General features: G+C 71.1%; 25 protein-coding genes. 13 read left to right on the forward strand and 12 right to left on the reverse strand.

What is annotated here, in order from left to right; translation table 11 throughout:
• Positions 1 to 484: 484 nt before the first annotated feature.
• From ACXNSR_RS38850 to ACXNSR_RS38860, 3 genes are all read right to left on the reverse strand, one after another.
• Entirely contained in the window at positions 485 to 1,081 is a 597-nt protein-coding gene (locus ACXNSR_RS38850; RefSeq protein WP_458643611.1) for a hypothetical protein, read from the reverse strand.
• Complete coding sequence (locus tag ACXNSR_RS38855) at positions 1,081 to 1,368, reverse strand: acyltransferase (RefSeq protein ID WP_458643612.1); 288 nt, start codon at positions 1,366 to 1,368, stop codon at positions 1,081 to 1,083. Before ACXNSR_RS38855 ends, ACXNSR_RS38850 begins: the two co-directional genes overlap by 1 nt.
• Before the next feature lie 165 nt (positions 1,369 to 1,533).
• Positions 1,534 to 2,661, reverse strand: coding sequence for a helix-turn-helix domain-containing protein (locus tag ACXNSR_RS38860; RefSeq protein WP_458643613.1), 1,128 nt, complete (start codon positions 2,659 to 2,661; stop codon positions 1,534 to 1,536).
• 656 nt (positions 2,662 to 3,317) lie between these two features.
• On the opposite strand from ACXNSR_RS38860, the gene ACXNSR_RS38865 reads away from it, so the two are divergent.
• Together ACXNSR_RS38865 and ACXNSR_RS38870 are read left to right on the forward strand one after the other, a co-directional pair.
• Complete coding sequence (locus tag ACXNSR_RS38865) at positions 3,318 to 4,316, forward strand: hypothetical protein (protein WP_458643614.1); 999 nt, start codon at positions 3,318 to 3,320, stop codon at positions 4,314 to 4,316.
• Positions 4,317 to 4,688: 372 nt separating this feature from the next.
• Complete coding sequence (locus ACXNSR_RS38870) at positions 4,689 to 5,171, forward strand: DUF6233 domain-containing protein (RefSeq protein ID WP_458643615.1); 483 nt, start codon at positions 4,689 to 4,691, stop codon at positions 5,169 to 5,171.
• A 67-nt stretch (positions 5,172 to 5,238) separates the two neighbouring features.
• On the opposite strand, the gene ACXNSR_RS38875 is transcribed toward ACXNSR_RS38870, so the two are convergent.
• The 7 genes from ACXNSR_RS38875 to ACXNSR_RS38905 form a co-directional block, all read right to left on the reverse strand.
• Positions 5,239 to 5,589: a hypothetical protein gene (locus tag ACXNSR_RS38875; RefSeq protein ID WP_458643616.1), complete on the reverse strand. Its 351-nt coding sequence runs from the start codon at positions 5,587 to 5,589 to the stop codon at positions 5,239 to 5,241.
• Between the two features lie 209 nt (positions 5,590 to 5,798).
• A complete protein-coding gene (locus tag ACXNSR_RS38880) occupies positions 5,799 to 6,176 on the reverse strand; it encodes a hypothetical protein (protein ID WP_458643617.1) in 378 nt (125 codons plus the stop codon).
• Between the two features lie 497 nt (positions 6,177 to 6,673).
• On the reverse strand, positions 6,674 to 6,871 hold the full coding sequence (locus ACXNSR_RS38885) for a hypothetical protein (RefSeq protein ID WP_458643618.1): 198 nt from the start codon (positions 6,869 to 6,871) through the stop codon (positions 6,674 to 6,676).
• A gap of 605 nt (positions 6,872 to 7,476) precedes the next feature.
• Entirely contained in the window at positions 7,477 to 7,971 is a 495-nt protein-coding gene (locus ACXNSR_RS38890) for a Pycsar system effector family protein (protein WP_458643619.1), read from the reverse strand.
• Positions 7,972 to 8,113: 142 nt separating this feature from the next.
• Positions 8,114 to 8,707 carry a hypothetical protein gene (locus ACXNSR_RS38895; protein ID WP_458643620.1) on the reverse strand — a complete coding sequence of 198 codons (594 nt, stop codon included), beginning with the start codon at positions 8,705 to 8,707 and terminating at the stop codon, positions 8,114 to 8,116.
• Between the two features lie 89 nt (positions 8,708 to 8,796).
• The gene (gene dapF, locus ACXNSR_RS38900) at positions 8,797 to 9,810 is read right to left on the reverse strand and encodes a diaminopimelate epimerase (RefSeq protein WP_458643621.1); all 1,014 of its coding nucleotides are present in this window, start codon (positions 9,808 to 9,810) and stop codon (positions 8,797 to 8,799) included.
• Positions 9,807 to 10,064, reverse strand: coding sequence for a hypothetical protein (locus ACXNSR_RS38905; RefSeq protein ID WP_458643622.1), 258 nt, complete (start codon positions 10,062 to 10,064; stop codon positions 9,807 to 9,809). Before ACXNSR_RS38905 ends, dapF begins: the two co-directional genes overlap by 4 nt.
• A 171-nt stretch (positions 10,065 to 10,235) precedes the next feature.
• Here ACXNSR_RS38905 and ACXNSR_RS38910 point away from each other — a divergent pair, with 171 nt between their 5' ends.
• Positions 10,236 to 11,000 (forward strand): GntR family transcriptional regulator, encoded by a 765-nt coding sequence (locus ACXNSR_RS38910; RefSeq protein ID WP_458643623.1) that lies wholly within the window; start codon positions 10,236 to 10,238, stop codon positions 10,998 to 11,000.
• Positions 11,001 to 11,150: 150 nt separating this feature from the next.
• Complete coding sequence (locus ACXNSR_RS38915) at positions 11,151 to 12,056, forward strand: hypothetical protein (RefSeq protein WP_458643624.1); 906 nt, start codon at positions 11,151 to 11,153, stop codon at positions 12,054 to 12,056.
• 117 nt (positions 12,057 to 12,173) lie between these two features.
• On the opposite strand, the gene ACXNSR_RS38920 is transcribed toward ACXNSR_RS38915, so the two are convergent.
• Both ACXNSR_RS38920 and ACXNSR_RS38925 read right to left on the reverse strand, forming a co-directional pair.
• The gene (locus ACXNSR_RS38920; protein ID WP_458643625.1) at positions 12,174 to 12,524 is read right to left on the reverse strand and encodes an ASCH domain-containing protein; all 351 of its coding nucleotides are present in this window, start codon (positions 12,522 to 12,524) and stop codon (positions 12,174 to 12,176) included.
• The gene (locus tag ACXNSR_RS38925) at positions 12,521 to 13,621 is read right to left on the reverse strand and encodes a hypothetical protein (RefSeq protein ID WP_458643626.1); all 1,101 of its coding nucleotides are present in this window, start codon (positions 13,619 to 13,621) and stop codon (positions 12,521 to 12,523) included. Before ACXNSR_RS38925 ends, ACXNSR_RS38920 begins: the two co-directional genes overlap by 4 nt.
• Positions 13,622 to 13,812: 191 nt before the next feature.
• Between ACXNSR_RS38925 and ACXNSR_RS38930 the strand changes: the two genes are divergently transcribed.
• The 9 genes from ACXNSR_RS38930 (at position 13,813) to ACXNSR_RS38970 (ending at position 23,742) form a co-directional block, all read left to right on the forward strand.
• A complete protein-coding gene (locus ACXNSR_RS38930) occupies positions 13,813 to 14,991 on the forward strand; it encodes a helix-turn-helix domain-containing protein (RefSeq protein ID WP_458643627.1) in 1,179 nt (392 codons plus the stop codon).
• Between the two features lie 229 nt (positions 14,992 to 15,220).
• The gene (locus tag ACXNSR_RS38935) at positions 15,221 to 16,213 is read left to right on the forward strand and encodes a fatty acid desaturase (protein WP_458643628.1); all 993 of its coding nucleotides are present in this window, start codon (positions 15,221 to 15,223) and stop codon (positions 16,211 to 16,213) included.
• 256 nt (positions 16,214 to 16,469) lie between these two features.
• The gene (locus tag ACXNSR_RS38940; protein ID WP_458643629.1) at positions 16,470 to 17,162 is read left to right on the forward strand and encodes an N-acetyltransferase family protein; all 693 of its coding nucleotides are present in this window, start codon (positions 16,470 to 16,472) and stop codon (positions 17,160 to 17,162) included.
• A 100-nt stretch (positions 17,163 to 17,262) separates the two neighbouring features.
• Positions 17,263 to 17,628, forward strand: coding sequence for a hypothetical protein (locus ACXNSR_RS38945; RefSeq protein ID WP_458643630.1), 366 nt, complete (start codon positions 17,263 to 17,265; stop codon positions 17,626 to 17,628).
• Between the two features lie 61 nt (positions 17,629 to 17,689).
• A complete protein-coding gene (locus ACXNSR_RS38950) occupies positions 17,690 to 19,783 on the forward strand; it encodes a type IV secretory system conjugative DNA transfer family protein (RefSeq protein ID WP_458643631.1) in 2,094 nt (697 codons plus the stop codon).
• Between the two features lie 157 nt (positions 19,784 to 19,940).
• On the forward strand, positions 19,941 to 20,663 hold the full coding sequence (locus ACXNSR_RS38955) for a hypothetical protein (protein ID WP_458643632.1): 723 nt from the start codon (positions 19,941 to 19,943) through the stop codon (positions 20,661 to 20,663).
• 5 nt (positions 20,664 to 20,668) lie between these two features.
• Entirely contained in the window at positions 20,669 to 21,169 is a 501-nt protein-coding gene (locus ACXNSR_RS38960) for a hypothetical protein (protein WP_359127366.1), read from the forward strand.
• Between the two features lie 16 nt (positions 21,170 to 21,185).
• Entirely contained in the window at positions 21,186 to 23,276 is a 2,091-nt protein-coding gene (locus ACXNSR_RS38965; RefSeq protein WP_458643633.1) for an ATP-binding protein, read from the forward strand.
• 172 nt (positions 23,277 to 23,448) lie between these two features.
• Entirely contained in the window at positions 23,449 to 23,742 is a 294-nt protein-coding gene (locus ACXNSR_RS38970; protein ID WP_458643587.1) for a hypothetical protein, read from the forward strand.
• Positions 23,743 to 23,772: the final 30 nt, after the last annotated feature.

Raw genomic sequence — 23,772 nt, forward strand, 5'->3', positions numbered from 1 at the left:
GGGCGGGTGGTGGGCTCCTGACTGGCTGTCAGGGGCTTGAATTCCGCTGGTGGGAGAGTTTCTGACAGTGTGTCCGGTACGGGATCCGGGTGGCTGGTCCCTGCGGGACCTCCGGACTGCCGGTCGCGCTGCGCGCTCCCTCTCGCAACAGTATGCACACATCCCGAGGACGTGTCCACCCTCACCACACCCCCCGAGAGACCACTACACAACGTGGTGAAGGCCACCGCACCGCTGCCCCTAGTGGTCTAAACCAAAAACGCCAGCAGGAGGAGGGGGTACCCATGCCGGAATGCAGCAGAAAACCCGGCAGGCCAAATACCAAAAACGAAAAACACCCAACCGGTACCAAAACACAAACACCCCCACACAGTCCTTAGCGCCGGGCACCAGAACCAGAACCAGAGGAACCCCGGCGATGCCTCACGCGCTTGCGCCCCCGGGTCCAATTCAGGGCCGGGGGCGCTCTGTGGCAGGAAAGGGTTTAGGCCCCGATACCGATCCCGGAAACGTATGCGTAGGCCGCATAGTCGGAGTCGAGATCGTTGATGACGTCTTCCCAGATTTCGTCTACGAGGGCTTCGTCGCGGTCGGCCCAGGCCTTGACCAGATCGCCCCAGATATAGCGGACGTTGATGGAGCGGTCGCTCAGGGGGCGGGCGTATTTCTCATCGACCCGGCTCTGGTCGACGGGATAGATCTCCATGCGGCGGCCCTGGCCGTGGTTGTCGAGGTGCCGGGCGAGCCATCCGGAGCGGATGAGGTTCTCCCGCCGGCGCCACCAGTACGCCGCGTCGATCCGCTCCCGGTTCGCCGCGGAGGGGCTGGCCTTCCCCCGGATCCAGGAGCGCAGCGTCCGAAGCGTGACGCCCTGTTCGGCCAGGGCCTGGCGCCCGGCTGCGCTGTCGAGGTAGCGCAGCCGGGCGGCGAGGCCGCGGCGGGAGGTGACGGGCGAGGTGATCCCGGAGGAGTGGACGATCCGGTTGAGCTCCTGGATCAGGGCCTGGCCGCCCTTCATGCCGCGGGCGTCGTGCTTCTGCCAGACGCCCCACCGGCCCCACAGGTCTTCTGATCCGGACATCAGCGGCTACCCCCCAGCGTGTAGGTCTTCTTTTCCTTCACCTGATTCAGGTCCCGGCCCTCGGCAAACACCTGCCGCCAGTCGCCGATCACGTGCAATTCGTCCGTGCCGGAAATTTCCACGATTTGCAGTCCGGCCTTGTGGACCTTGTTGGCTTTCATCCACAGATTCGCGAATGCTTTCGCGCGCATGATGTGCATCCAGTCCGGCCGTGTCATATCACGGTTCGCCGTGGATTCACCCAGCGTGGATACGAACTTAGAATACATGGACTTCACGTAGTTCACGGTCAGTTCGTCGCCCTCGGCAATAGCGGCTTTCCGGATTTCTGCCAGGGCGCGGCGCAGTTTTTCGAGCAGGACTTCTGTTCCGCCGGAAACGAGCGAGCGGTGGATTACCGGTGCGTCGGCGAGGCCGTCGCGGGCGCAGTCGAGGAGAAGGCGGAGCGTGGATTAAGAAATCCAGAGCTGCCCCGGCTCCATCCGGTTGCCCAGCGGGTTGGGCAGGTCGGCGTGTTCCCACTCGGCCGGAGTGACCAGATGGACCCCGGATTTCTTCCGGTCGTGGACGCCGCTGGTGTCCTCGCGGAGCCGTCCAATCGGAAGCCACGCCTTAAACGCCGACAAGTAGGCGGCGTTCATGTCCAGGGCGGTCACGTCGAACTGCTCGTCGCCCTTCTTTGCCGCCCGGAAGATGCCGGGGTTGCGCCACTTCGGGCGGCCTTCCCAGATGTCGTCCGCCCCCCTCTGCTGCCGCTTCTTGAGGATGGCGTCGGTCGGCGGGAACTCGGAGTGTTCGTACCGGCCGCCGACCCGCGAGGCCTTGAAGTAGGCCATCACGTCCGGGATCGCGGACTTCAGGAGCACGGCCTGGGCGGCCTCCAGGTCACCGGCGCACTCCTGCAGCACCTCGTCCACCCGGCCCGTGATCTGGTCGACCAGCGACCCGGACGCGTACGCCCGCGCCGCCCGCACCACGGCCGGCCCCGCCTGCGGCGCAGGCACGGACTCCGCCTCCGCCTCGGGCTCGGGCGCGGGTTCGGGTTCAGGTGCCGGGGGCCCGGCGGGGAGCTGCTGCGGGACGGGCGCAGGTGCGGGTGGCGGCGGGGCCGGCGCGGGGGCCGGGGCTGCGGCGGCGACGGCGGCCGCGCACTCCTCGGCGGTCAGGTGCTGCGGAAACCCGTCGACCTCCTCGCCGCACGGCTGTCCGCACAGCACACACGGCAGCGCGGGCGCGGCCAGCGGAACAGGCACTGGTGGGGGCTGGGCGGGGAGCTGGACGGGGAGCTGCGCGGCCGGTGCGGGGCTGGCGAGGTCGGCGGGGCGCAGGGCGGAGATCGAGCCGTGCAGCACGCCGACCGCGTGCGTGGGACCGGCCAGGAGGTCCAGGACGTGCAGGCCGAAATGCGCGGCGAGGCCGTCGACGTCTTCGAGCGACCAGTGCTGACGGCCCCCCTGCTTCCGGGAAATCTGGGCCTGCGAGAGACCGAGACCGTCGGCCAGAACGTGCTGACGCTCACCGGAGCGCGTCATCAGCGCCGCGACCGTGAGTCTGAGGAGTTCTTCCGTACCCATCGTCATGATGCAATTCTAGCAATTCTGATACTGAAAGCGCATTGAGAATGCCGAAAATGACCCTAGGTGTGAATCGTTCTTCTGTTCGGGTCGTGCGGGCGCGCTGGGTGCGGACGTACGTCACCGCGTCCGGGTCCGCCGCGGGCCGGGCGGCGGCCGGCAGGCCGACCGGTCGGTGGTCGGCGGGGATGGGGCGGCCCGGGGGTACTGCTGCCCCCAGAGCGCTCTGGGCCCCGGGCCTCACCCGCACACGCCCTATCGGCACGGGCTGGACAGGACCCTAGCCTGACCGGCAGCCCCGCCGACGAGGGGCTGCTGGTCTCTTCGCCCTGACCGCCTGCCGCCGCCACGCGCGCGGCCGCGTCCGGCCCCGGGTCAGCCCGGCGAGGGGACCGGGACGTGTGGAGCAGTGTGCGTCCCGTCCCGTCCAATGCCCTCTGGCAGATGATCTTGACCGTTTGTCGGGTGATCTTGACCGGTGTGGCTGAACGTCTGTCGGTATCGCCCCAGCAGCCCGGCTTGGAGTGGTCCGGCACGGCCGCGACCAGTGAGACCGGTAGCCTGCCCGGCGGAGACTGCCAGGGGGTGTAGCTGCAGTCCCATGTCGGGCACCGGCAGGCGTCGTGGAGCCGGTGCCTCCAGCACCCAGGAACAGGACGACGGTGGACGACTACCCGCTTGCGGTAACCGAGGAGCACGGCGCCCGAAGCGGCCTTGCTGACCATCTCCCCGTGATCCACGCTGCGCTGGCCTCAGCTGCCGCAGACGTATGGGAGGCTCCTCCCTTCGAGCTGACGATCGTGCTCTCCGGTGATCTTGCCGCCTCGATCGCGGACCGCGAGGTCGGCTTCACCCCAGAGCGGCTCGGCGGTGGAACGGTCGGTGGCAAGACGATTCCCGTGCAGCGTGACTACAGCGTTGTCGAGATGTTCGTCGGCGCCCCGACCGGTGACGACTTCGACCAGCTGGAGTGGATCCACACCGTCCTCCACGAGTACGGCCACGTCATCCTGGGCCGCCTGCGCGCCGCAGCCGGCACCCGGCCGTCCTACCCCACCCGAGACCAGACGCTGCCGGAGATGGCCGCTATCTGGGCCTTCGAGGCCGCCGACGAGTACCGATGCGAACTGCTCTCCGACCACCTGATGAAGGGGCTGCAGCAGGCGGGCGTCCTCAGCAGCCCCGATCCCTCGGCCACCATCAGCCTCGAACTCCTGGTGCAGGACCGGTACTGCAGCACACTCACGCACCTGCTGGACTCAGTCGTTCATCCTGGCTGGCCGGACCTGGCCGACTCCTGCCTCGACGGCAACATCGACATCGTCACGATGTTCAACCAACTGGTCGCCGAGACCGGCCACCTCTTGAAAATGCTGGGCTACGCTGACGCGCTGGAGTGCACGGCCGGCCGAGGCCGGATCCTCGACCACTTCCTTGAGCATCTGGGCGCCTCGCTCTACCTGGCTCCCGCCTGGGACCCCATCGTCGAGTTGTTGGAGAGCACACCCTTCATCCCCACGCTGTCCGAGTTTGCGGATGTGGACACTCGGCTCCAGTCCCTGGGGCAGGGGATCGTCCGCATGTGGGAGACGCTCGGAATCACTGGCTACCTCACGGCCGGGAACCGCTTGGCGGTGGAGGTCGAGCCACCGCTTCGTTAGGAGTTTGGCCGCGAGCGGAGCTTCTACGCAGAGGCCCGCCGGTTCCCGCCCGCTGATCGCAGAGTAGCGACGGACGTTCAGTCACGCCGGTCAAGGTCAGCTGGCAATCGATCAAGATCACCTGTCAGAGGACATCCAACGGGTGAGGGGGCGGCGTGGGCACTCGCCGATATATTCGAACACGTGCTCTATTGGGTGTGTGAGTGAGCAGACCCCCGCCCGGCCCCGACCGCAGGTCGTGACCTGGGCTCCCAGCCAGACCGGCCCCTGTGCCCGGTGCGGCTCCCCTTGCGCGCGGTACGGCGCTCCGGCGTCACCGCTGTGTGTGCCCTGTCGGCAGGCCCGGCATGAGCAGTTCGCCCGCCCCTGACCGTGTCCGATGCTTCTCCGTCGGCCCCGATCACCCTGGTTCTCCCCGACGGGCAGGCCATCGAGCGGGTACGGCTCTACGAGCGCCAGCAGCTGGATTCCGGCCTGTGGATGTTCCGCATAGGCATTCCCCTGTGGCAGACGGCCGCCGGGGGCGGCGTGGAGCCCGCCGAGTACAGCACCTGGGTCACCGCCGCACAGCTGCGCCCGCTGCCCGGCGTCGACCTGGACGGCATCCCGGCCCACCCGCGCACCCGTACCCCGGCGCCGGCCCGGTGGGCGTGGCTCCTCGACGGCCGCACCCACGGCCGGCCCGCCACCGTCCACGCCGAGGGCTGCTCCAGCGCCACCGACCGCTCACACCCACTTGGCACCACGCAGGCACTCGACGCGCTCACACGCCCCGGCACCACCGCCTGCACCGCCTGCGACGCCGCCGAGACGCTCCTGCCGATCCTCGCCCACGGCCGGAACAGCGACAGCTGAGACAGCAGGACACAGCGGCACCGGACACGCGGGCCGCGTGACCGGAGCAGCCGGGCCCGCCCGGGGGCTACTCGGGCATGCGGATGCCCTGGTATCCGTGTCCCAGTCCCCGACGCCGCGGCGCCCGACGGGCCGGTGGAGGCACCGGCGGGGCCGGGATGTCCGGCTGCTCCTCCGGTTCGCCGCCGAGGTGGCGCAGCGCCGCGGCGGTGGCGGCGGGCACTCCCGCGAGCGCCCGGGCGACGTCCGGATCGATCTGGGAGAGGGCGGCCACCAGGGTGTCGATCGCCTCGACGGCGTCCTCGACCGCGGACAGGTTCCAATGGCCGGCCGCGTCCGCGAGCCGGCACGCGCTGTCCGCCACAGCCTCGGCCAGGTCCTGGACGCCCGGCGCGCTCCGATCGGGCAGCACGGGCATGCCCGGTATAACGGCCGCGGCGGCGGGAGGTACGCGGGGACGTGTCACCTCACTATGATCCGGGGCCGGGCCACCTCCCGCAGGCACCTCCCGAAGCCGCGAACGCATGGCTCCTCGACGGCCGTGCCCGTGGCCGGCCCGCCGCGATGCACGCCGGGGTCTGCCCAGAACGCCCGGGCCTTCGACGCCCTCACCCGGCCCGGCACGGTCTAGCGGTGGATCACTGCGCAGGGCTCTCCCGCCACGATGTTGAACTCAACGCACAGTTTCGTGCCGTGCTCGAACGCGCGGCCCTTGCCTCCCCACTTCCAGCTGACCATGGACATCTTGGTGAGGGCAGCGCTCACAGGGGTGGCGTCCTTCCAGCCGGTCAGCTCCGACCGGTATCCCTTCGGTGTGTACGTGATGAGGCGTGCGCGGACGCCCGTGCCGTGGCCGTCCATATGTGCGCCGACGCTGGTCACGCGCAGGCCCTTGCCCCGGACCGACAGGCCCACGCGGCCGTCGCTGGCCTTCGCATCGGCATGGGCGGGCGCTGCGGCGAACAAGAGAGCCGCCGCGGTAAGTACATAGATCGTCTTTCGCATACTGCTTCAACCGGTGGCTGTCGAAAGCGTCACTGCCCGTTCGGTCCCTGCCCCGTCCGATAAGTGCGGCAGGGGTCAGCAGCCGCTGCCTGGACGCGGGCACCCGCATGGATGGGTGGACATGATGTCCGCCGCTCTCGCTACAGTTGGACTGGGTTATGGCGTACGCCTCAACCCAGCGGACCGCTCCCCGCGCACGCGGGGATGGCCTGCAGAGCACCATCAGCACCTGCTCGGTGGTTCGTTTCCCCGCGTGCACGGGGAGCGGTCCGAGAACCAGTGCAGGGCTACGAGAGGGACGGTGCGTACGCCACAGCGGAGGCGGCCTCTCCTGGGAACAGGTGGGTCGTCGCCACAACAGAGAGCGGCCTCTGCCCGGCGTGGGTAACGACAGGGCAGAGACCGCTGGGTGACACGCGCACCACCACCCGACAGTGCGGGAACACTGCCGGGACCGCGCCTCCTGATGCTGTCGCATCAGGGGGCGCGCCGCGTTTCTACAGGCGGCTGACGAGGAACTCGTACAGCCACACCACGAACTGGATGAACCAGTGCGCGGCCTCGTCCGCGAGGCCGGCCAGGAAGGCCGAGACCACGCCGACGAGCAGCAGACGCGTGGTGGTGCTGCTCTCACCCCCGGGCTTCGGTTCCACGTCCTCCGACTCGTCGGACGGCGTTTCGTCTTTACCGGGCATGGGAGCCCCCTCCATTCGGATCGGTGTGCAACAGGTGAAACGCCGGCCAACGGACCGCCGTGGCCCGGCGTTTCAGAAGCTGCACACACACCCGAACGAGTGGAAACAGAGTACTGACCCGGTGCGGGCCAACCCCAAATCGAGAGAACCGGCGGGGTGTTCCTTCGTTGGCGATCCGCGGGCACGTCACGAGGAAACTGCATGTCAGGCTGCCTTTGTGCTCTGGCTGCAAGGGCGATTGGTGTACTGCGTTTGGGGGATGTCCGCCGTAGCTCGTTCATCGGGCCCGGACCCACTGCGGGGCGATTCCGAAGGTTGCCGCCAGGCCGACCCTCTCGAAGCCGACCGCGTCCGCAGTGCTGTCGCACAACCGGGCCGACAGGCCATGTAGCCGGCGAAACAGGCCCCGGCGATGCGGTCCAGCGCCGCCCCGGACCATCGCTCCTCCGGGCCTGTCCCGGTCGGGTGACCGCCCAGGGTGGTTCTTGCCCCGGTGAAGGCTCCTGCGGCCATGGCCCTTTACCCTCATGCATGGGCGCCCGCAGCCAACTCCAATGGCTGCGGGCGCCCGTCATTTCTCTTGCTACTCGTGGCTCAGGGCAGGGTCAGGACAGAACAAGGGCCATAACCAGGGCCAGGAACAGGGCGCCGAGGGCGCCCGCCGTGATGTCGATCGCGTGGCGGAGCAGCTTGTACTTGCGGCGGACCATCCGGGACAGCAGAGCGATGTGGGCGGCGCTGCGGTCGTCGGTCAGGCCGGTGGTGATTTCGTGGGCGGTGGTGCAGGTCGCCCAGTGCAGATAGAAGCCGTGTGTCGCTCCGCCGAGGCGCGGGCGGATGACGGCCAGGGCGAGGCTCATCGCGACGGCGAGGCCTGCTGTCCCCGCCGCGACCATGCCGAGCACGGCAGCGGGCAGGCTCCGGCCGGGCACTGCGGCGATCAGGATCGCCAGGGGAAGGCCGAGGACGGTCAGCAGGGCGCCGGCCTTGGCGTCGGCGCGCGCCATCTCCGCGAGGACCTCGGTCCGGGCCTGGCCCAACCGGTGGTCGCCTGCGGGTGCAGGGGTGCGCACCTCGTGCGGCGTGGGGGTCCCGGTCACCGTCGGTCCCCCGGGTGGCCGTTGTAGTCGACCAGGGCGCCGGGGCCGGTGGAGTCGGCGAGCAGGCGGGCGCGGGCGGTCTGCTGTGTCTGGACGGTCGGTAACACGGGGGTCTCCTTCGGGTGCAGGGTGGTGGGCGGGGTCAGCGGCTGACGGACTGGGCGCAGCGGAGGGTCTCGGAGGCCAGCTCCAGGCGGTGTACGTGGGCCTGATCGAGGTCGGCGTGCAGCCGGGCGGCGGTCTGGTCGGGCACCTGGTCGAGGTGGCCGATCGCCTGCTCCAGCGCCGGGTATCCGGCCTCCTGGATCTGCCGGTACGCGGCCTCCTCGCCCGGGGTGGAGCAGAAGAACGGCCGCTGCAGGGCCGCCGCGGCCCGCTCGTGCCACATGTCGATGGCGGTGCGCGCCTCATCGACCGCCACCACGTAGGCGTGGTGGGCCGCCAGCCACGCAGCCGCCGTACCCAGCGCTTCCCAGCGCAGTTCCACCTGGTGCAGCAGTCGGTCCCGCTCGGCACGGGCGACCTGCTCATGAGCCAGCCGATCACGGACATCGGAGTAGCGGTTGGTGGTGTCCATCAGGCCGACCAGCCTCATTCCCTCGGTCTGGGCCTCCTCGCGGACCGCGTCGGGATGTTCGTTCTTCCAGCGCAGCAGTGCGGCGTCGAACTCCGCGTCAAGCCGGTCGGCTACACCGGTGAAGCCCTCGATGTCGAGCGGTGCCAGGTTCGTGATCACGCTCTTGCCTTTCGGTCGGTGGTCGGGGTCGATGCCCCGGGAACACAGAGCCCCTGGCTGCGGCCAGGGGCTTTCGGTCTGCTGCGGGTTCAGGTGGCACGGCGGGGCTGGAGGCCCGCGTGGAGGTCAGCGAGGTGTTCCAGGCCGCGTTCTGCGCGGGCCAGCAGGGCTGGAGTGGGGACTCCGTGGGGTTGTTGGAGGCCGCGTTCGCCGTTGCGTGCCGGTGGGGGCCAGGCGGTGTGGAGGCGGACGGTTCCGCGGGTGGTGAGGTGGGCGGGGCCGGTCAGGGTCATGGTGCCGTCGGTGGCGACGTCGACCAGGAGGCGGCCGCCGGGTGCGTCGACCGTGTACTTGACCGGGCCGGCGGGCTGGGGCGTCCGATGGAGTGCGGCCGCGACCGCGGCGCAGGCGCCCGTGCCGCAGGAGGGTGTTTCGCCGACGCCGCGTTCGTGCACGCGCAGGACCAGGTGGCGGGAGCCGAGGTCGCGGACGAACTCCACCGTCACACCGTGCGGGTACGCGGAGGCCGGGGTGACGTCGGGGGCGGTGGCGAGGGTGCCTGCGTGGTCCAGGTCGTCCACGAAGACCACGGCGTGGGGGTTGCCGACGTCGACGTGGAGGGCGTGCCAGTGCCGTACCCCGACGGCGACGGTGATGCGCTCCGGGCCGGGCAGGAGCGGGACTCCCATCGTGACGCTGACGTCGCCCTGGCCGGGGGCGGCGTCGGGGTCGTTGGGGATGTGGAGCTCGCGCACACCGGCACGGGTGGCGAGGGTGAGTGCGCCGCCCCGGTGCCGTCCGGTGGCGGTGAGGTAGCGGGCCAGGACGCGGGCGCCGTTGCCGCACATCGCGCCGAGCGAGCCGTCCGCGTTGCGGTAGTCCATGAACCACTCCGCCCGGTCGGCCATCGCGAAGGCCTCCGGGGAGGCGGTGCAGCGGACCAGGCGCAGCAGGCCGTCGGCTCCTATGCCCTTGCGGCGGTCGCACAGGCGGGTGGTGTGGGCGGAGGTGAGGTCGAGGAGTCCGTCGGGGTCTTCGAGGATCAGGAAGTCGTTGCCGGTGCCGTGGCCTTTGGCGAAGGGGATGCCGATCGGGGTGTTCATGGGCGGGGTGTCTCTCCCAGCTCGATGCGGAGCCAGACCGTGCGGGTGCCGGCTGCGGTGGTGGTCATGCCGTAGGAGGTGCCGGTTTCCAGGACTGCGACGAGGCGCGGCCACTGCTGGGCGGGGATGGTCGCGGTGTCGGCCCGGATGGTCAGGGCGCTGGCGGTTGCCTCGGTGACGGGCGGGGTGCCGGTGAGATCAGCGAGGGCGGCTATGGCCGCTGCTGCGGCGGGGGTTAAGAGTTCGTTGTCCATGGCCCGTCTCTCGTCGGCCAGTTGATGGACTACACAAAGTACAGCTAGTCACTAGCTCTGAGCTAGTGAACTAGGTTGTCAAAATGTGAGCGCTTCCCGGGCTTCGGGTTCGGTGGCGCCCGCCGGGATGCGCTGACGCTCGGTCAGTACCGCGACAGGCAAGGGAGACGCATGGCCGCCGACAGGACCGGACCCCCCTACCTGCGCGTCGCCGCCGTGTTCCGCCGGCTCATCGCCGACGGCGAATGGCCGGCCGACTTCCGGCTCCCCTCCCGCAACGTCCTGGGCGCGAAGTACGGCGTCGGCGAGAACGTCGTCCGCCGCGCCCAGGAGCTGCTCATCACCGAGGGGCTGCTGGAGGGCCGTGCCGGCTCCGGCACCTACGTCCGCGCCCGGGAGGAGCAGGTGCCCATGAACCGCTGCCCCGCCCCCGGCTACCCCAGCGCCCCGCTCGCCCCGGAAGGTGTCGCCTCCTGGGAGGCGCAAAGCACTGCCAAATTCCCCGCCCCCGCGCCCGTCGCCGAGCGCCTGGACATCGCGGCGGGCGAGCACTGCGTGCGCACCGCGTACGAGTTCCTCGATGCCGCCCGCCGCCCCGTCATGCTCTCCACCAGCTGGGAGCCCATGGCCATCACCGGCAAGAGCGCCGTCGTCCTGCCCGACGGCGGCCCCTTCGCCGGGCGCAGCGTCGTGGACCGCATGGCACACCTCGGCATCCGCGTGGTGCGCGCGGTGGAGCGGCCCCGGCCCGTCCAGGTCGACCGCGAGCAGGCACAGCAGCTCGGCGTCCCGGCCGGCACGCTCGCCACGCTGATCGAGCGGACCTACTACGACAGCACCGGCCGCCCGGTGGAAACCGCGGACCTCCTGATCCCCGCCCACCGGTGGGCCGTCGCCTACGACATCGCCCTGCAGCCGGCGGACGAGCAGGCCTGACCTCCCGGCCGGGAGCCCCGATCCAGCCACCCGGGAACGTGTGTCCCGGCCAACGGGCCCGGGAGTTGCCGGTTTTCTTGAGGCGGGCCACCTGGTCGGGAATCATGAAACCCTCCGGCCCCCACCAGGCCGGATCCGGGGGAGGAACCGATGTCAGACGTACGCCGCGATCCGCTCAGCCGTGCCACTGCGGCGCTGGGCTCCCCCGCGCTCGGAACCGCCATCGGCATCGTCGGCCTGGTCGTGCCCGTCGTCGGCTGGGCCGTCGACCGCGTCAACCTCAAGGCCCTGCTGCTCGTCCAGGCCGCGCTCATCCTGGTCCTGGCCGCCGGCCACCTGTGGGTGCGCAAGAACTACATCCCGCTGCGCCGGGCCAATAACCTCAAGGCCATGGATGACGCCGCGTACTACGACCGTGTCCGCGCCCGCCTCGAGGCGGAGCTGATCTCCGACTACGGCGAGATCGCCGATGGCCACCTGCGGGTCTACGCCGCCGAGGTTCCCCGCCTGTCGACCCTCCTGGTCAACACCGTCACCGAGGCCCAGGCGCAGCCGCAGCGGATCCTCGCCGCCGACCTGACCACCGACCCCACTCTGCTGACCGGACGGCGCGAGTACATCGCCGCCAACCGCCGGTTCACCGAGGCCGGCGGCCGCATCGACCGCCTGTTCATCGTCCACGCCGCCGACCTGGCCAAGGAAGAGTTCGCCTCCTCCCTGCTCGCGCTCGTCGGCCAGCACCGCGACCTCGGCGTCACCTGCGGCCTCGCTGTCCGCGACCGGCTCCGCGCCGACCAGGCCGTGGACGTCGTGATCTTCGCCAACGCCGCCGCCCTGGTGGAGGAGGAGCAGGGCGACGCCGACTACAACCGCGGCCGCTCCTCCGTCTACTTCAAGGGCATCGGCCGCTGGGCCGGCCGCTTCGAATCCGTCTGGGGCCACGGCGCCGACTCCGCCCCCCGCGTCCTGCAGACCTACGAAGCGACCGCCCGCCCCATGCTCGACGCCGGTGCCTGGGACGCGTCCCGTATCAACGCCACCGTCGCCGGCTTGTAGAACCGGCGACTCGCACCTGCACGCTGACGGCGTTGCGAACCGAGGACGTGCAGGAGGCCCCCACCCTCGTCGGGGTGGGGGCCTTCCGCATACCCGTGGCGGGTCAGGTTCCTGTCGTCAGGCCAGGCGGATGGCGATGGCCAGGGCGCCCAGTGCTTCCTTCTCCGGACCGTAGATCGCGCGGATGTTCTCCAGCTGCTGGTCCCTGCTGGAGCTGGGGTTGACGTTCGCCGGTCCCTCTCCGTCCAGGAGGTCCTCGAAGGAGGCGTACTCCGTGACCCGAAGGACATCGACCACGCAGCGCTCCTCGGATCCCTTGACGGAGAACACGATCTGGTCCCCGGCCGCCATGCCCTCCAGGCGGGGGTACTTCACCCGCACCTCGATGGACTTCGTCCCGGCGGCCACCAGGTCGAAGTACCGGCGGTACAGGTTGAGCTGGTGCGTCTTGCGGGTGGTGGTGCTCATTGCGGTGCGAGGCTCCCTGTCGTCATCATGCGGGTGATCTCCGGGGCCGAGTAGGACCGGAAGAAGTGCCGGGGGTCGGAGAACAGAACGTCGGCCAGGTTCAGGAGGCTGGCCGCGTACTCCTCCGGCGTCCCGTCCCACAGGCGGGTATCCAGCACCCAGGGTGCCGCACCCTCGGGGATGTCCGCCCGGCCTTCGCGGATAAGCGACTTCGACAGCTTGGCCCCGGTGTCGGTGACGACCTGCGGGCAGAACAGCCTGACCGGGAGCCGCGGGGGCCGGCCAATAGCGTCCAGGGCTCCGTCCACCAGGTGGGAGCCGAACACCCAGTCACCGCCCTTGACCATCACGTGGAGGGTCTCCCGGCCGTCGGCCAGTGCCAGCTCCTTGACCAGGTTCCGGTAGAGGGTGGCCAGGTCCAGGTAGCCGCCGGGGCCGGTATCGAGGACCACCTGGTAAGGGCCGTGGTGCAGGCACACGGCGTTGACGGTCGCGGAACCCCCGTTCCACTGGACGGCGGTCCGCTCCGCGTACTTCTCCGCCCACCCGCACTCCGGGGCAGGGCAGGGGACGCGAACGTGGGGCACCCCGGTGGACGGGGCAAGCCACCAGCGGGCGGCCGCCACACGCGGCAGGACGCGGAGCCAGGCCCGCCGGAACACCTCCGTCCGCTGCTGACCCGAGTAGGTGTGGACCTGGTGGGGGACACCGGTGCGCTCCGACAAGGCCGCGAACAGCGGCCCGTACGCGTCTTCGACCTGGGCCCGTACAGCGTCTTCGCCCAGGGCCTGGGCATGCGCGCGCTGGTAGTGGTGACCGGTGTCCGCGTCGGTGGCCAGTTCGGCAGGGGCGTTGTCCAGGGCGCCGAAGGAGACGTCGGCTGCGACGTCGAACCGGTCGCGGATCCGGGCCGCGGTGGCGAACGCCAGAGAGTGGACCAGGCTGGTGCCGATGTGCGGTACGCCGTTGATCTGAGTCCCCACGGTGAACACGATCCGGTCCGGCTTCTGGGCCTTGATCCGGGGCAACAGGACGTCTTCGGCGTGCGTCAGAGCGTTGGCGAGCACGGTGTTCGGGGATACGGGGTGGACGTTCACCGGCTGGTCTCCATCTGCTGGTCGGTTCTGGGCCGTTGTCCTGGGGCGGCACTCGGGCCGGGGCGGACGCAGGAGGGCCCGCCCCGTGCGCAGTGCCGGCCTCCAGCCACCAGTTCAGCGGCCCGGAACCGTTCGAGGTATGTCCGGACACAGCCCTGCACAGGGTGTGCGGGAATCGGCACAATCTGTGCATGGACACGGACTGGGGCGAGGTCCTGCGCCGGGCGCGGGTGCTCAAGGGGTGGAGCCAGGAGCGGGTGGGGACCGAGGTCGGGTACTCCGCCTCCTGGGTGTCGCGAGCCGAATCCGGGAAGATCCCTTTGGACCAGGTCACGCTGGTCCGCTGGTGTGGTGTTCTGGGGGTACCTGTTCAGGACCTGGCCGAAGGGGCGGAAGTGCACCGACGCGAAGCGCTGACACTGGGATTGGGGCTGGGAGCCGCACTGGCCTTCCCCGCAACGGCCGCCGCCAACGAGCCGCAAGCAGCCGTGGAGCAGGCTCTGTTCGCCCTCCCCGACGCCCCGCCAACCAGCCGTCCGAAGCTGGCCGCCGCGCTGACACAGGCCCGCGCCCTGTTCCACGAAGCGAAGTACACCCAGCTGAGCGGGCATCTGCCCGGGCTGATCTCCAGCTCCCTGGCCTCCCGCGCCCATGACGTGGCCGCCCGCTCCTACGTGCTGCTGGCCCAGCTGGCCATCAAGGGCTACGAGGGGTACGCATGGGTGGCCGCCGACCGCGCCCGCGCCGAGGCCGAACACACCAGCAACCCGGTGGTGATGGCCGAGGCCGCCCACTCCATGGCCATCACGATGCGCCGGGACGGCAGGTACCGGGCCGCGCTGGAACACCTCCAGGCGGCCGCCGCCCGCCTCGGGAACCAGCCGGACCAGCTGGCCATGAAGGGATCCCTTCTGCTCACCGCGTCGTACACCGCGGCGCAGGCCGGATGGAAAAGCCAGGCGCTGGAACTGATCGGAGAGGCGGAGGAACTGGCCGGGCGCCGGCACACGGAGGAACAGCGGCTCTACATCCCCGGCGTCTTCGGTGTCGACCAGGCCCGCGGCTTCCGGATCTCCGTCCACCACGCGCTGGGTGAGGACGACCAGGCTCTGCTCCACGCCGGGAAAATCGACCTGGGCGCCCTCCCGAACGCGGAGCGGCGGGGCCGCGTCTGCATGGACGTCGCACGGATCTGGCGGGACCTCGGGGAGCCCTCGAAGGCGTTCCACGCCCTTCGGGCCCTGGAACGCCACGCCCCCCAGGAGGCCCGCCGGCCGAAGGTACGGGCGATCGCGGCAGAGCTGGCCACCGCGCACGGAGAAGTACCTGGACTGAGGCCCTTCGCCCAGCGCATCGGCGCCACCGTCTGATCCGCCACCCGTCAGCGCGACGGTTCGGTCCGCACCCGAGAACCGGAGATGTGGCGAAGCTTCCGCCCGCCGGGGAACTGGCAGAAGACAGCAGAAGCACTCACTGGCCCGGCCCACGCACGCGGGCCGGGCCCTTGCGCACTCCCCCACACAACAGAGCTAGTCACTAGATGTACGGTGGGTAGCGGATGGCGGGAGTGTGCCCGCCCTATGCCCACGGGATGGCTGCATGCTGCTCGCCTTATGCCTGATCGCCGCCGGAATCCTGGTGCGCCAGGCCGACCGGGTCCGCTTCGCGTCCAGGCGGCCGCACGCCGCTGACGCCGCCACGCTCATAGCCCTGCAGCGCGACCACGCCAACGACTGGACCCCCGCTCTGCTGATGGCCGGGCAGTGGACTCAGATCGTCGGCTGCTGGCTGCTCGCCGAACATGGCGCCCTGGGCGCAGCGGGTTCTGCGGCCTGTATCGCCGTGCAGTTCCGCCACCTCCAGGAGATCAGCCACCACGCCGTCCACGGGGTCCTCGCCCGTACCCGCCGCGCCAACCTGTTCCTGGCCGAGACGGGCGCGCATCTGCCGCTGGGCCTGGTGCCGGTGGCCGTGCGGCGCCGCCGTCACGTACGCGATCACCACCCCAACGCCACCCTGGCCACCGATCCCAACCTTGCCGAACTCGCCGCAGCCGGCCTGCGTCCCGGCATCAGCCGCGGCCGCTTCACCCTCGCGCTGCTCCACCCGCTCACCGTCACGGGCCTGTGGGCGACGGCCGCCGGTCTGGCGGCAACCCTGCGCCCGCATCCCGCCCGAGCGGCCGCTCTCGCGCTGGTCCCGACCGCCGCGTACCTGACCGCCGGATGGACGGGGATGGTCGCCGGGTTCCTCGTCCCGCGGCTGGTGCTGTACCCGCTGCTCGCCTGGTGGAGCCTGCTGGTGGAGCACACCTGGTGGGATCCAGAGCACCGGACCGGGACACCGGCCGAGGTCGAGGCCGGACGCTGCATGCGCCTCTACCCGCGCAGCCGAGCACTGGCCGCGCTCGCCGCCGCGACCTGGCTCCCCTATGGCGACCTCCACCACTACGCCCACTCCGCGCACCCCGGCCTGCGCTGGAACTACCTCCCCGCCCTGGAACGGCATCTGCCTGCACCCCACTTCACACCGGGCGCGCTCTTCGCCGGGCAAGCCTCGGTCGTACGGCGCCACCGCACGGCACTGACCTGACACCCGCGTCACGACAGCGGCGGGCTGCTGACCGGGTTCCGGTCCGCAGCCCGCCGTTTCGTATGAGCCAGATTCAGAAGGCAGGACCGCGTCCGCCGCCATCGCTGATCACGGCCACTCCAGCCGTCTGTGGTTCTCCCGGCGCCGAGTTCGAACATCCGCCTTTCACCCGCCGGTGCGCCGTGTCTGTCCGGGCAGTGCCCGTCCAGGTCTCTACGGTGGCCAGCCTCATCCGTCATACACACGGGGAACAGTGATGGGGCGAGCCTCCCGCACCCGCGCCGCCGCACGGCACCGCCGGACGAACGCTGCGCAGACAGTGATCCGCAAGCCCCTCCCCGGCGACGAGCACGCTCTCGCCCGCCTGCTCGGCATGGTGGTCCCGGGCGATCCGAACACCGACAGCTTCGCTCTCCAACTGGCCACCGTTCCCATTCCCGTTGCGCGGGCCGAAGCCTTCGCCACCGGTACAGCCTGGGTGGCCGAACAGGCCGGCGCTGTCACGGGCCTGATGGTCGCCGCGCCGCCCCTGAAGTGGCTGGTGAGCGTGCCGGGTATCCCGCACGAACGCCGGATGCTGATGTCCCACCTCATCGTCCAGTGCGAGTACCTGGCCGTGGAACCCGGCGCACGGGGCCACCGTCTCGGCGCTCTGCTCACCGGCCACACCGCGGACCACTGCACGAGCCGCGGATTCCGCCTCATGACCGCCGCCGTCACCGCGGACAACTTCCACCTGGTCCCGTACTACCGCTCGATGGGGTGGAAGCCCCTGCCCCCTGGTGAAGGCTTCGGCGTCATGGACGCCGACCGTTTCATGGTGGCCTGGCGGCCCAGCGAACCGCACGTCGTGCAGATGTGGATGCCTCTGCACAACGCCGTCACCGCACGCCGCTGGCCCGCCCAGAACGGCACAGTCATCAGCGGCGTGCTCCCTGTCGCCTCGTGAAGCCCCTCCTCCGGAGCACCGGGCAGGAAGATGTGCGCGGCTCCCATCGCAGGGTGCGTCGCTGTCTCAGGTCTCACGCGGCTGCGGGACCCTCTTCCCCGTGACCATCTCCTTGTCGCCGGCGGAACAGTCCGCCGCCGTGCTGTCCATGCTCGCCCCCGTCTCCGTCCAGGCCGGTGTCCTGCATTGCGCCGCCATGCTGCTGGACGAGGCCTCCCGGCAGCTCCACGACGAGCAGTTGCGCAAGTCCATCGACGCGACCGTTGCCCTTCTCAACGCCGCCTTGGAGCCCGCGCCTGCCGCACTGTCCTGTCCGGCCGAACCGGCGGCCCCGGCCCACCTGCTCAGCGGCTGGTACGCACCGCCCCACCCACCCGTCCCGCCGACGACCGGCAACGGCTGGTTCGCTCCGCTCACCGAAGGCGCGTACACGGCCGGCTGCAACCGCATGTCCCAGCCGGATTAGGCCTGGTGCCTGCCGCCGGGGCCACTAGATTGAGCGGCTGCACTGGAACGGCAGGGGGGCTATGAACGGCGAGCGGCACCACGACACTTCTCAGGTCCCCGGCCCCGGCGGTCTGCCGCCGATGCCCCCGGTCCCCCCGGACATGGGGGCTGCGCTGCCCCCGCCCCGTGCTCCGCACGCGGGGCCAACGCTGGTGGAGTGGCTGCGGGTGGTCCGGCCGGCGGCCGAGGCGGGTGTGTGGCGGTACGGGTACGTGCCGCGCGCGGCCGAGGAGCCCGAGGTGACGCCCGCCCGGCAGCTGGTCACCGGCGCGCTGCTGTCGCTGGTGGCCGGGCTGATGCTGTGGTCGCTGCTGTGGAACGGCTACCTGGGGACGTTCTGGATCTGGCCGCTGCTGATGTTCACGCCGGATTCGTGGCGGGGGACGCAGTCGTTCGTGATCGCGGGATGGACCTGGTACGCGATCGTCGCGGGCGGGATGATCTTCGGGTTCGGCCGGATGGGGCGCTGGCCCGAACTCCTGCGGCGTATCGCGCGGCGTCCCGTCCCCGGAACACTGCCGCCGCCTCCCGTGTCCGACGGGCCGGCGGAGGACCTGGCCGCCTGGGAGCAGCTGCGCGGTGCGGGCCTGGCCGAGGCGGCTGAGCGGCTGGCGGCCGAGACGCAGGCGGGGCAGCTCAACGATGTCGACTACGTGCGGATCCGACGTGCGTGGGAGAGCGTGCGCACCGACCCGTCCCGGCTGCGGCCCTTCGACGCCTCCGTGCGCGAGCGGGGCGCTGCGGCCTGCCTGCACCCGTCGGGGACACGGGACCTGCCGGTGCGGGCGGCCCGGCACGATCTGCTGGCCCGGCAGGTGCTGCTGGGGACGGTCGACACGGGGACCCGGATCCCGTACGCGCGGCGCGGTACGGGGTTCGCCCTGGATCCGGATGTGCTCGGCACGTCCCTGCTCGCGGTCGGGCCGTCGGGGACGGGCAAGACGCGGCGGCTGGTGCGGCCGGTCGTGGAGTCGCTGTCGTTGCAGGCGCTGGCCGGGCAGGCCGCGGTCGTCGCCGTGGGCGCGGCCGGCTCGCCGCTCGGTCCGGACGCCGCCTACGACGTGGTGGTGCGGGTCGGCGATCCGGCCTCGGTCTACGACCTTGACCTGTACGGCGGTACGGCGGACGCGGACGAGGCCGCCGGGCTGCTCGCCGAAGGTCTCGTCGGCGACGTCGCCGGTATGGACGTGCGGCGGGCGGCGACCGCGCTGGCGCAGCTGCTGGGGCCGTTCCGGGCCGGGTACGGGCGGTTCCCTTCGGTTCCGGAGCTGCGGGAGCTCCTGGAGCAGGAGAAGGCTCCGCTGGCGGCGCTGCGGCAGGTGCTGGAGGAGGCGGGGCAGGCGTCGATGGTGCGGGAGCTGGACGCCCGGGTCCGCCAGCACGGCAGTCCGGCCGACGCGGGGCATGTGCTGGCCGACCGGGTGGCTTTGCTGGACCGGCCGGCGTTCGCCGGGTTCTTCGACACCAGCGGCCAGGGGCGGCCGTTCTCGCTGGCCGCCCTCGACCATCCGCTGCGGGTGCGGATCGATCTGCCGGAGCGCGGGCACGCGGACGCCTCCCGGATGCTGGCCCGGCTGCTGCTCGCCCAGTTCAGCGCCGCGGCCGTCACCCGTGCGGACCGGTCGCTGTTCGCGTTCCTGGCCCTGGACGACGCCTCTCACGCCGTCACGGCCGGGACGCTGCGCGGGGCCGCGCGGCTGCGGTCGGCGAACGCCGGGGTGCTGCTGGCGCTGCGGACGCTGGACGAGGTGCCGGAGGAGCTGCGGACGCCGCTGCTGGGGGCGGTGGGGTGCCGGATGGCGTTCGCGGGAGTCACCACCTGGGACGGCAAGCGGTTCGCGGAGGCCTGGGGCACCGAGTGGGTGGAGGCCCGCGACGTCACCCACCGCACCGTTTTCGCCGACCAGCCGCTGACGAGGGCGATCCATTCGTTCCGCAAGCTCGTCACCGGCAAGGCGGTCACCACGGACGCCGTGACCGTGCGGCAGGTGGAACGGGAGCGGTGGTCCGCCTCGGATCTGGCGCACGCCGTGCCGGCAGGGCACGCCGTGCTGTCGGTGTCCTCGGTCCGCGGTGAACGGGCCGCTCCCCTGCTGGTCAACCTGATGACCTGACGTCATCAGGCCAACTCTCCAACCCAGTTCGAGCCCATTTCTCCCTGTCTGCCGCGAATCAATGTCCGGTGAAGACCCGTTGACCTGCGCAAGCGCGGTGCCGACCTGCCGGAGGCGACGTAGATTTCGGCAGATGAGCCAGGGGTGAGGGGGGCGGATGAGAGACGGCCAGAGCGCGTGGGATCCCGGGGAAGGGTCCGCACCGTACCCGCAGGCGCCGAAGGTGCCGCCGCCGCGCCCCGAGACCGGACCGGCCGACCTGGCCGAACCGGGGGCGGCCTGGCCCGCCGATGCGGCGGCCCCGGTCGGGGACGGCGCGGCAACCGACTGGTGGCGCCACCCGGACGTCCGCCAGGAGTGGCAGGACCCCTGGGCCGCCGAGGGCCAGGAGGCGCGCGAGGCCGCCTGGGAGATCGGCGCGCAGATCGGCGAGGCCGTCGCCGCCCACCTCCCGGCCCCGCCCGGGCCTCCGCCCACCCCGGCCGAGCAGGGCTGGCGGGGCCTGGACCTGGCCTGGCTCGGGCTGAAGTACAACATCCCCGGAATCCTGCTGGCGCTGCTGGTGACCTGGCGCGGGCAGAGCGGCGTCGACGCCATGACCCGCTCGGTCACCGAAGACGGCATCTTCGCCCCCCTGGGCTGGGTGATGCTCGTCTTCCTCCTCGGCCTGGCCGTGATGGTCCTGCCGATCGGGCAGGTCTTCGCCGACATCGTCGCGAGCGTCTTCCGGGGCCTGGCCAACCTGCTCGTGCGCGCCTGGCGCGCCCCCTACATCGGCTACCTGCTGCGCCTGCTGGTCGCGGTGGCCTGCTGGAGTTTCGTGATCGCCCTGCTCCGCGTCGGCGGACGTGCGGCGGTCCGCTGGATGACTGGAGCGTGAGCACGATGAACACCACTGGGGCGGCGGCCGGCGGGATCGGCGCGATCGCGCTCGGCCTCGTCTGCCTGTTCTTTCAGATCGGCCGGTGGAAGGGCGGCGACCCCACCCCCAAGATCCACTTTTTCGCCGGGGTCGCGCTGGCCGCGCTGCTGTTCCTCGGCGGCGGCATCCTCGGCGTGATGGGCGGCACCGCGGCCGCCCTCGGCGACGGCGTGGGCCGCTTCGCCCTCGAGGGCGCGGCCGGAGCGGTCGCCGACGCAGGCTCCCGGCCCCCGATGACCGGGGGCGAGAAGGTCGGCGTCTCCGGCGCCATCGTGGGCCTGTGCCTCCTCGCCCTCTACGCCGGCCTGATCAAGTCCGGCCGCTACGACCTGAGGTCGCCGGTGCTGCGCGGCGCGCTGGTCGGTGTGTGGCTGGGGGCCTCGGCCGGGCTGATCGGCATGGCGCTCGGGCTGATCCGCACCAGCGGCAACACCCTCGGCGACATCCTCATCCGCACCATCTGACCGGGGGCGAACGGCTGTGGGAAGAGGAGCAGGCACGGGCGGGGGCCGTCTGGGAGCGGGTGCGGCGCACCTGCGGGCGGAGTGGGGGCGCTGGTGGCGCGCCGAGGACTGGAGCGACACCCACGTCGCGCACTACGTCCTCAATGACCAGTACCGGACCTGGATGCGGTTCCAGCAGCGTCACAAGGCCGAGGTGCAGCAGAACATCGGCCTGCTCAAGGAGCAGCAGAAGCACCAGCGGCAGGCGCAGATGATGCAGATGAACCTGCAACGCCAGCGTCAGCGCCAGGGCCGGTACGGGTACGGCGGATACGGCGGCGGGGGTGCCTCACCGGCGGTCTCGTACAAGATGATGCAGTGGGCCAGCCTCCAGATGCGCATCGGGCAGCAGGAGTTCCGGCACCAGGAGATCACCCCTTCCATGCTGCACATCGGCCGCGGCCAGGTCCGCGCCCGCCGCCACTGGGCTGCAGCCGGCTGGCTCCTCGCGCTGGCCACGGCCTGGGCGGGCCTGTGGTGGGCCTCGGTGACGGCCGGCCTGGCCGTCACCCTCCTGGCGGCCGCCGTATTCGCCGTCGCCGCATGGTCGGCGGGCGGCAGCCTCACACCGCGCCGCCCGCCCGTGCCGAAGCTGCTGTTCATCCCGCCGACCGCGCCCGCGCACACGGAGCTGGCCGCCGAGCCGGAGCCGCAGCCGTTCCCGATCCGGGACGCCGGCCGCGATCCGCGGCAGGCCCGCGAGGCGGTCCGCCTCGCGCTGCGCAAGGAAGGCGCGAAGGTCGCCGAGGTCCTCGTGCCGCAGGAGACGGCCTACGGGTGGAAGGTTCCACTGGTGCTGGAGTCCGGCACCAGCGGTCAGCTCATGAGCGTGCTGAAGCCTCTGGCGACCACGCTCCGGGTGGGCGAGTCACAGGTCCTGGCGCGCGCCGCCGACCCGCACGACGCGGCCCTGATGAACCTCCAGGTCCTCACCCGGGACCCGTTCGCCGAACCGCCCGCCTACCCGGTCCGCACCCCGAAGTCCTGCTCGATCACCGACCCGTTCTCCATCGGTGTCTCCCTCGACGGCGAGCACACCCCCATCGTGCTCGCCGGCCAGAGCGCCCTGATCGTCGCCCGGACCGGCGGCGGCAAGTCCTCGATGGTCCGGGCCATGGCCGAGTACACCACCGCCTGCTACGACGCCGTCGCCGTCGACATCGACCCCAAGGGCCGGGGGCTGGGTCCCCTCGCCGGCTGCGCCGTGCGCAGTGCCCGCAACCCCCACGATGCCGAGCAGGAACTGCAGTACCTCCTGGACCTCGCGAACGCCCGCATCGCAGCCCTGGGCCCCACCGAGGACAACATGCCCGTCACGGCCGACTCCCCGGCCGTCATCGGGTTCGTGGACGAGTACCCCGCGCTGACCAAACGCGGTAAGCAGCTGGCGGTCAAGCTGCTGCAGGTCGGCCGCAAATCCCGCGTGACACTGGTGATCTGCACGACGGACTCCACCGAGGACGCGATGGGAGACGCGATCGGGGACGCGCTCGGCATCCGCATCCTGATGTCGTGCCGCAAGGCGGATGTGCCCCTGGCCGTCGGCCGGGACGACGCCATCTCCCGGGGCTGGCTCCCCCACCTGCTGGTGCCCTCCCCCGGCGAGTGGGAACCCGCCGATGCCGGCCGCTACTACTGCGTCACCCCACGCCACAGGGAACCGGTCCTGCGGTACGTCAGCCACCTCGACGCGGGCACCGCGCTGTCCATCGCCCAGGAGCGCACCCGGGCCGGACTGCCCGTCTTGTCCTGGCCCTCCACCGGCAACACCGCACCTGCCGCGGCGAACCCTCCCCCGCCGATCGTCGCGCTCCTGCTGGCCGCGTTTGCTACGCACAGTGATCCGGAAATGCTGACCATCTCGCAGCTCGGGGACTACCTGGTCACCGTGGACCCCGCAACCTGGGCGAAGTGGGAGGGCAAGAAGAACCGGCCGCTGATGATCGGCAGGACCATCCAGGCCCACCTGAAGGCAGCCGGGCTGACCGTGAAGTCCGTGCGGGTCACGACCCTGCCCAACCAGCCCACGGGATACCGGCTCGCGGACATCCAAGGCGCCCTGTCGTGATGCGCCGGCGATGTGCCAGCGTTGCGTCAGGATGCGTCGGCGACGTGGCCGGATGCGTCGCGGGCAGTTTTCGCGATGCGTCGATGCGTCAGCTCCCAACGCATCAGACTTACGTAGTGACCTGCGATGACGCATCAGACGCATCAATCCGACCCCCCGGCCTGGAGGGCTGATGACCCACAATCCGGCTAACTACGTCCGCGTCGCCGCCGACTCGATGGCCCGCCTCACCCACGACGTCCGCGGCGGCCGCGCCGAGTGGAGCCACCCGCACCAGGTCCGCCAGGCCGCCGAGGATCTGCTGCGCCTGGCCGACGCGATGGCCGCCGCCCTCCAGCAGATGTCCGCCGCCCTCGACCCCCGGGCGCCGACGTCCCGGCAGAGCGCGGCCGCCCTCCACCTGGCCGGGCAGGCCGCCGTCACCGCCACCACCCACCTGCGCACCGCCCGCCGCACCCTGCACTGACCGTGACCATCCGACGAGGGGGAACCCGAT

It is taken from the genome of Streptomyces sp. NC-S4 (genome assembly GCF_054353315.1).

Coding starts and splice junctions, on each gene's coding strand:
- ACXNSR_RS38905 (WP_458643622.1), bottom strand. CDS start 10,064: ATGGACAACGAACTCTTAACCCCCGCCGCAGCAGCGGCCATAGCCGCC.
- ACXNSR_RS38915 (WP_458643624.1), top strand. CDS start 11,151: ATGTCAGACGTACGCCGCGATCCGCTCAGCCGTGCCACTGCGGCGCTG.
- ACXNSR_RS38970 (WP_458643587.1), top strand. CDS start 23,449: ATGACCCACAATCCGGCTAACTACGTCCGCGTCGCCGCCGACTCGATG.
- ACXNSR_RS38940 (WP_458643629.1), top strand. CDS start 16,470: ATGGGGCGAGCCTCCCGCACCCGCGCCGCCGCACGGCACCGCCGGACG.
- ACXNSR_RS38860 (WP_458643613.1), bottom strand. CDS start 2,661: ATGACGATGGGTACGGAAGAACTCCTCAGACTCACGGTCGCGGCGCTG.
- dapF (WP_458643621.1), bottom strand. CDS start 9,810: ATGAACACCCCGATCGGCATCCCCTTCGCCAAAGGCCACGGCACCGGC.
- ACXNSR_RS38875 (WP_458643616.1), bottom strand. CDS start 5,589: ATGCCCGTGCTGCCCGATCGGAGCGCGCCGGGCGTCCAGGACCTGGCC.
- ACXNSR_RS38955 (WP_458643632.1), top strand. CDS start 19,941: ATGAGAGACGGCCAGAGCGCGTGGGATCCCGGGGAAGGGTCCGCACCG.
- ACXNSR_RS38950 (WP_458643631.1), top strand. CDS start 17,690: ATGAACGGCGAGCGGCACCACGACACTTCTCAGGTCCCCGGCCCCGGC.
- ACXNSR_RS38935 (WP_458643628.1), top strand. CDS start 15,221: ATGCTGCTCGCCTTATGCCTGATCGCCGCCGGAATCCTGGTGCGCCAG.
- ACXNSR_RS38850 (WP_458643611.1), bottom strand. CDS start 1,081: ATGTCCGGATCAGAAGACCTGTGGGGCCGGTGGGGCGTCTGGCAGAAG.
- ACXNSR_RS38960 (WP_359127366.1), top strand. CDS start 20,669: ATGAACACCACTGGGGCGGCGGCCGGCGGGATCGGCGCGATCGCGCTC.
- ACXNSR_RS38885 (WP_458643618.1), bottom strand. CDS start 6,871: ATGCCCGGTAAAGACGAAACGCCGTCCGACGAGTCGGAGGACGTGGAA.
- ACXNSR_RS38920 (WP_458643625.1), bottom strand. CDS start 12,524: ATGAGCACCACCACCCGCAAGACGCACCAGCTCAACCTGTACCGCCGG.
- ACXNSR_RS38930 (WP_458643627.1), top strand. CDS start 13,813: ATGGACACGGACTGGGGCGAGGTCCTGCGCCGGGCGCGGGTGCTCAAG.
- ACXNSR_RS38910 (WP_458643623.1), top strand. CDS start 10,236: ATGGCCGCCGACAGGACCGGACCCCCCTACCTGCGCGTCGCCGCCGTG.
- ACXNSR_RS38880 (WP_458643617.1), bottom strand. CDS start 6,176: ATGCGAAAGACGATCTATGTACTTACCGCGGCGGCTCTCTTGTTCGCC.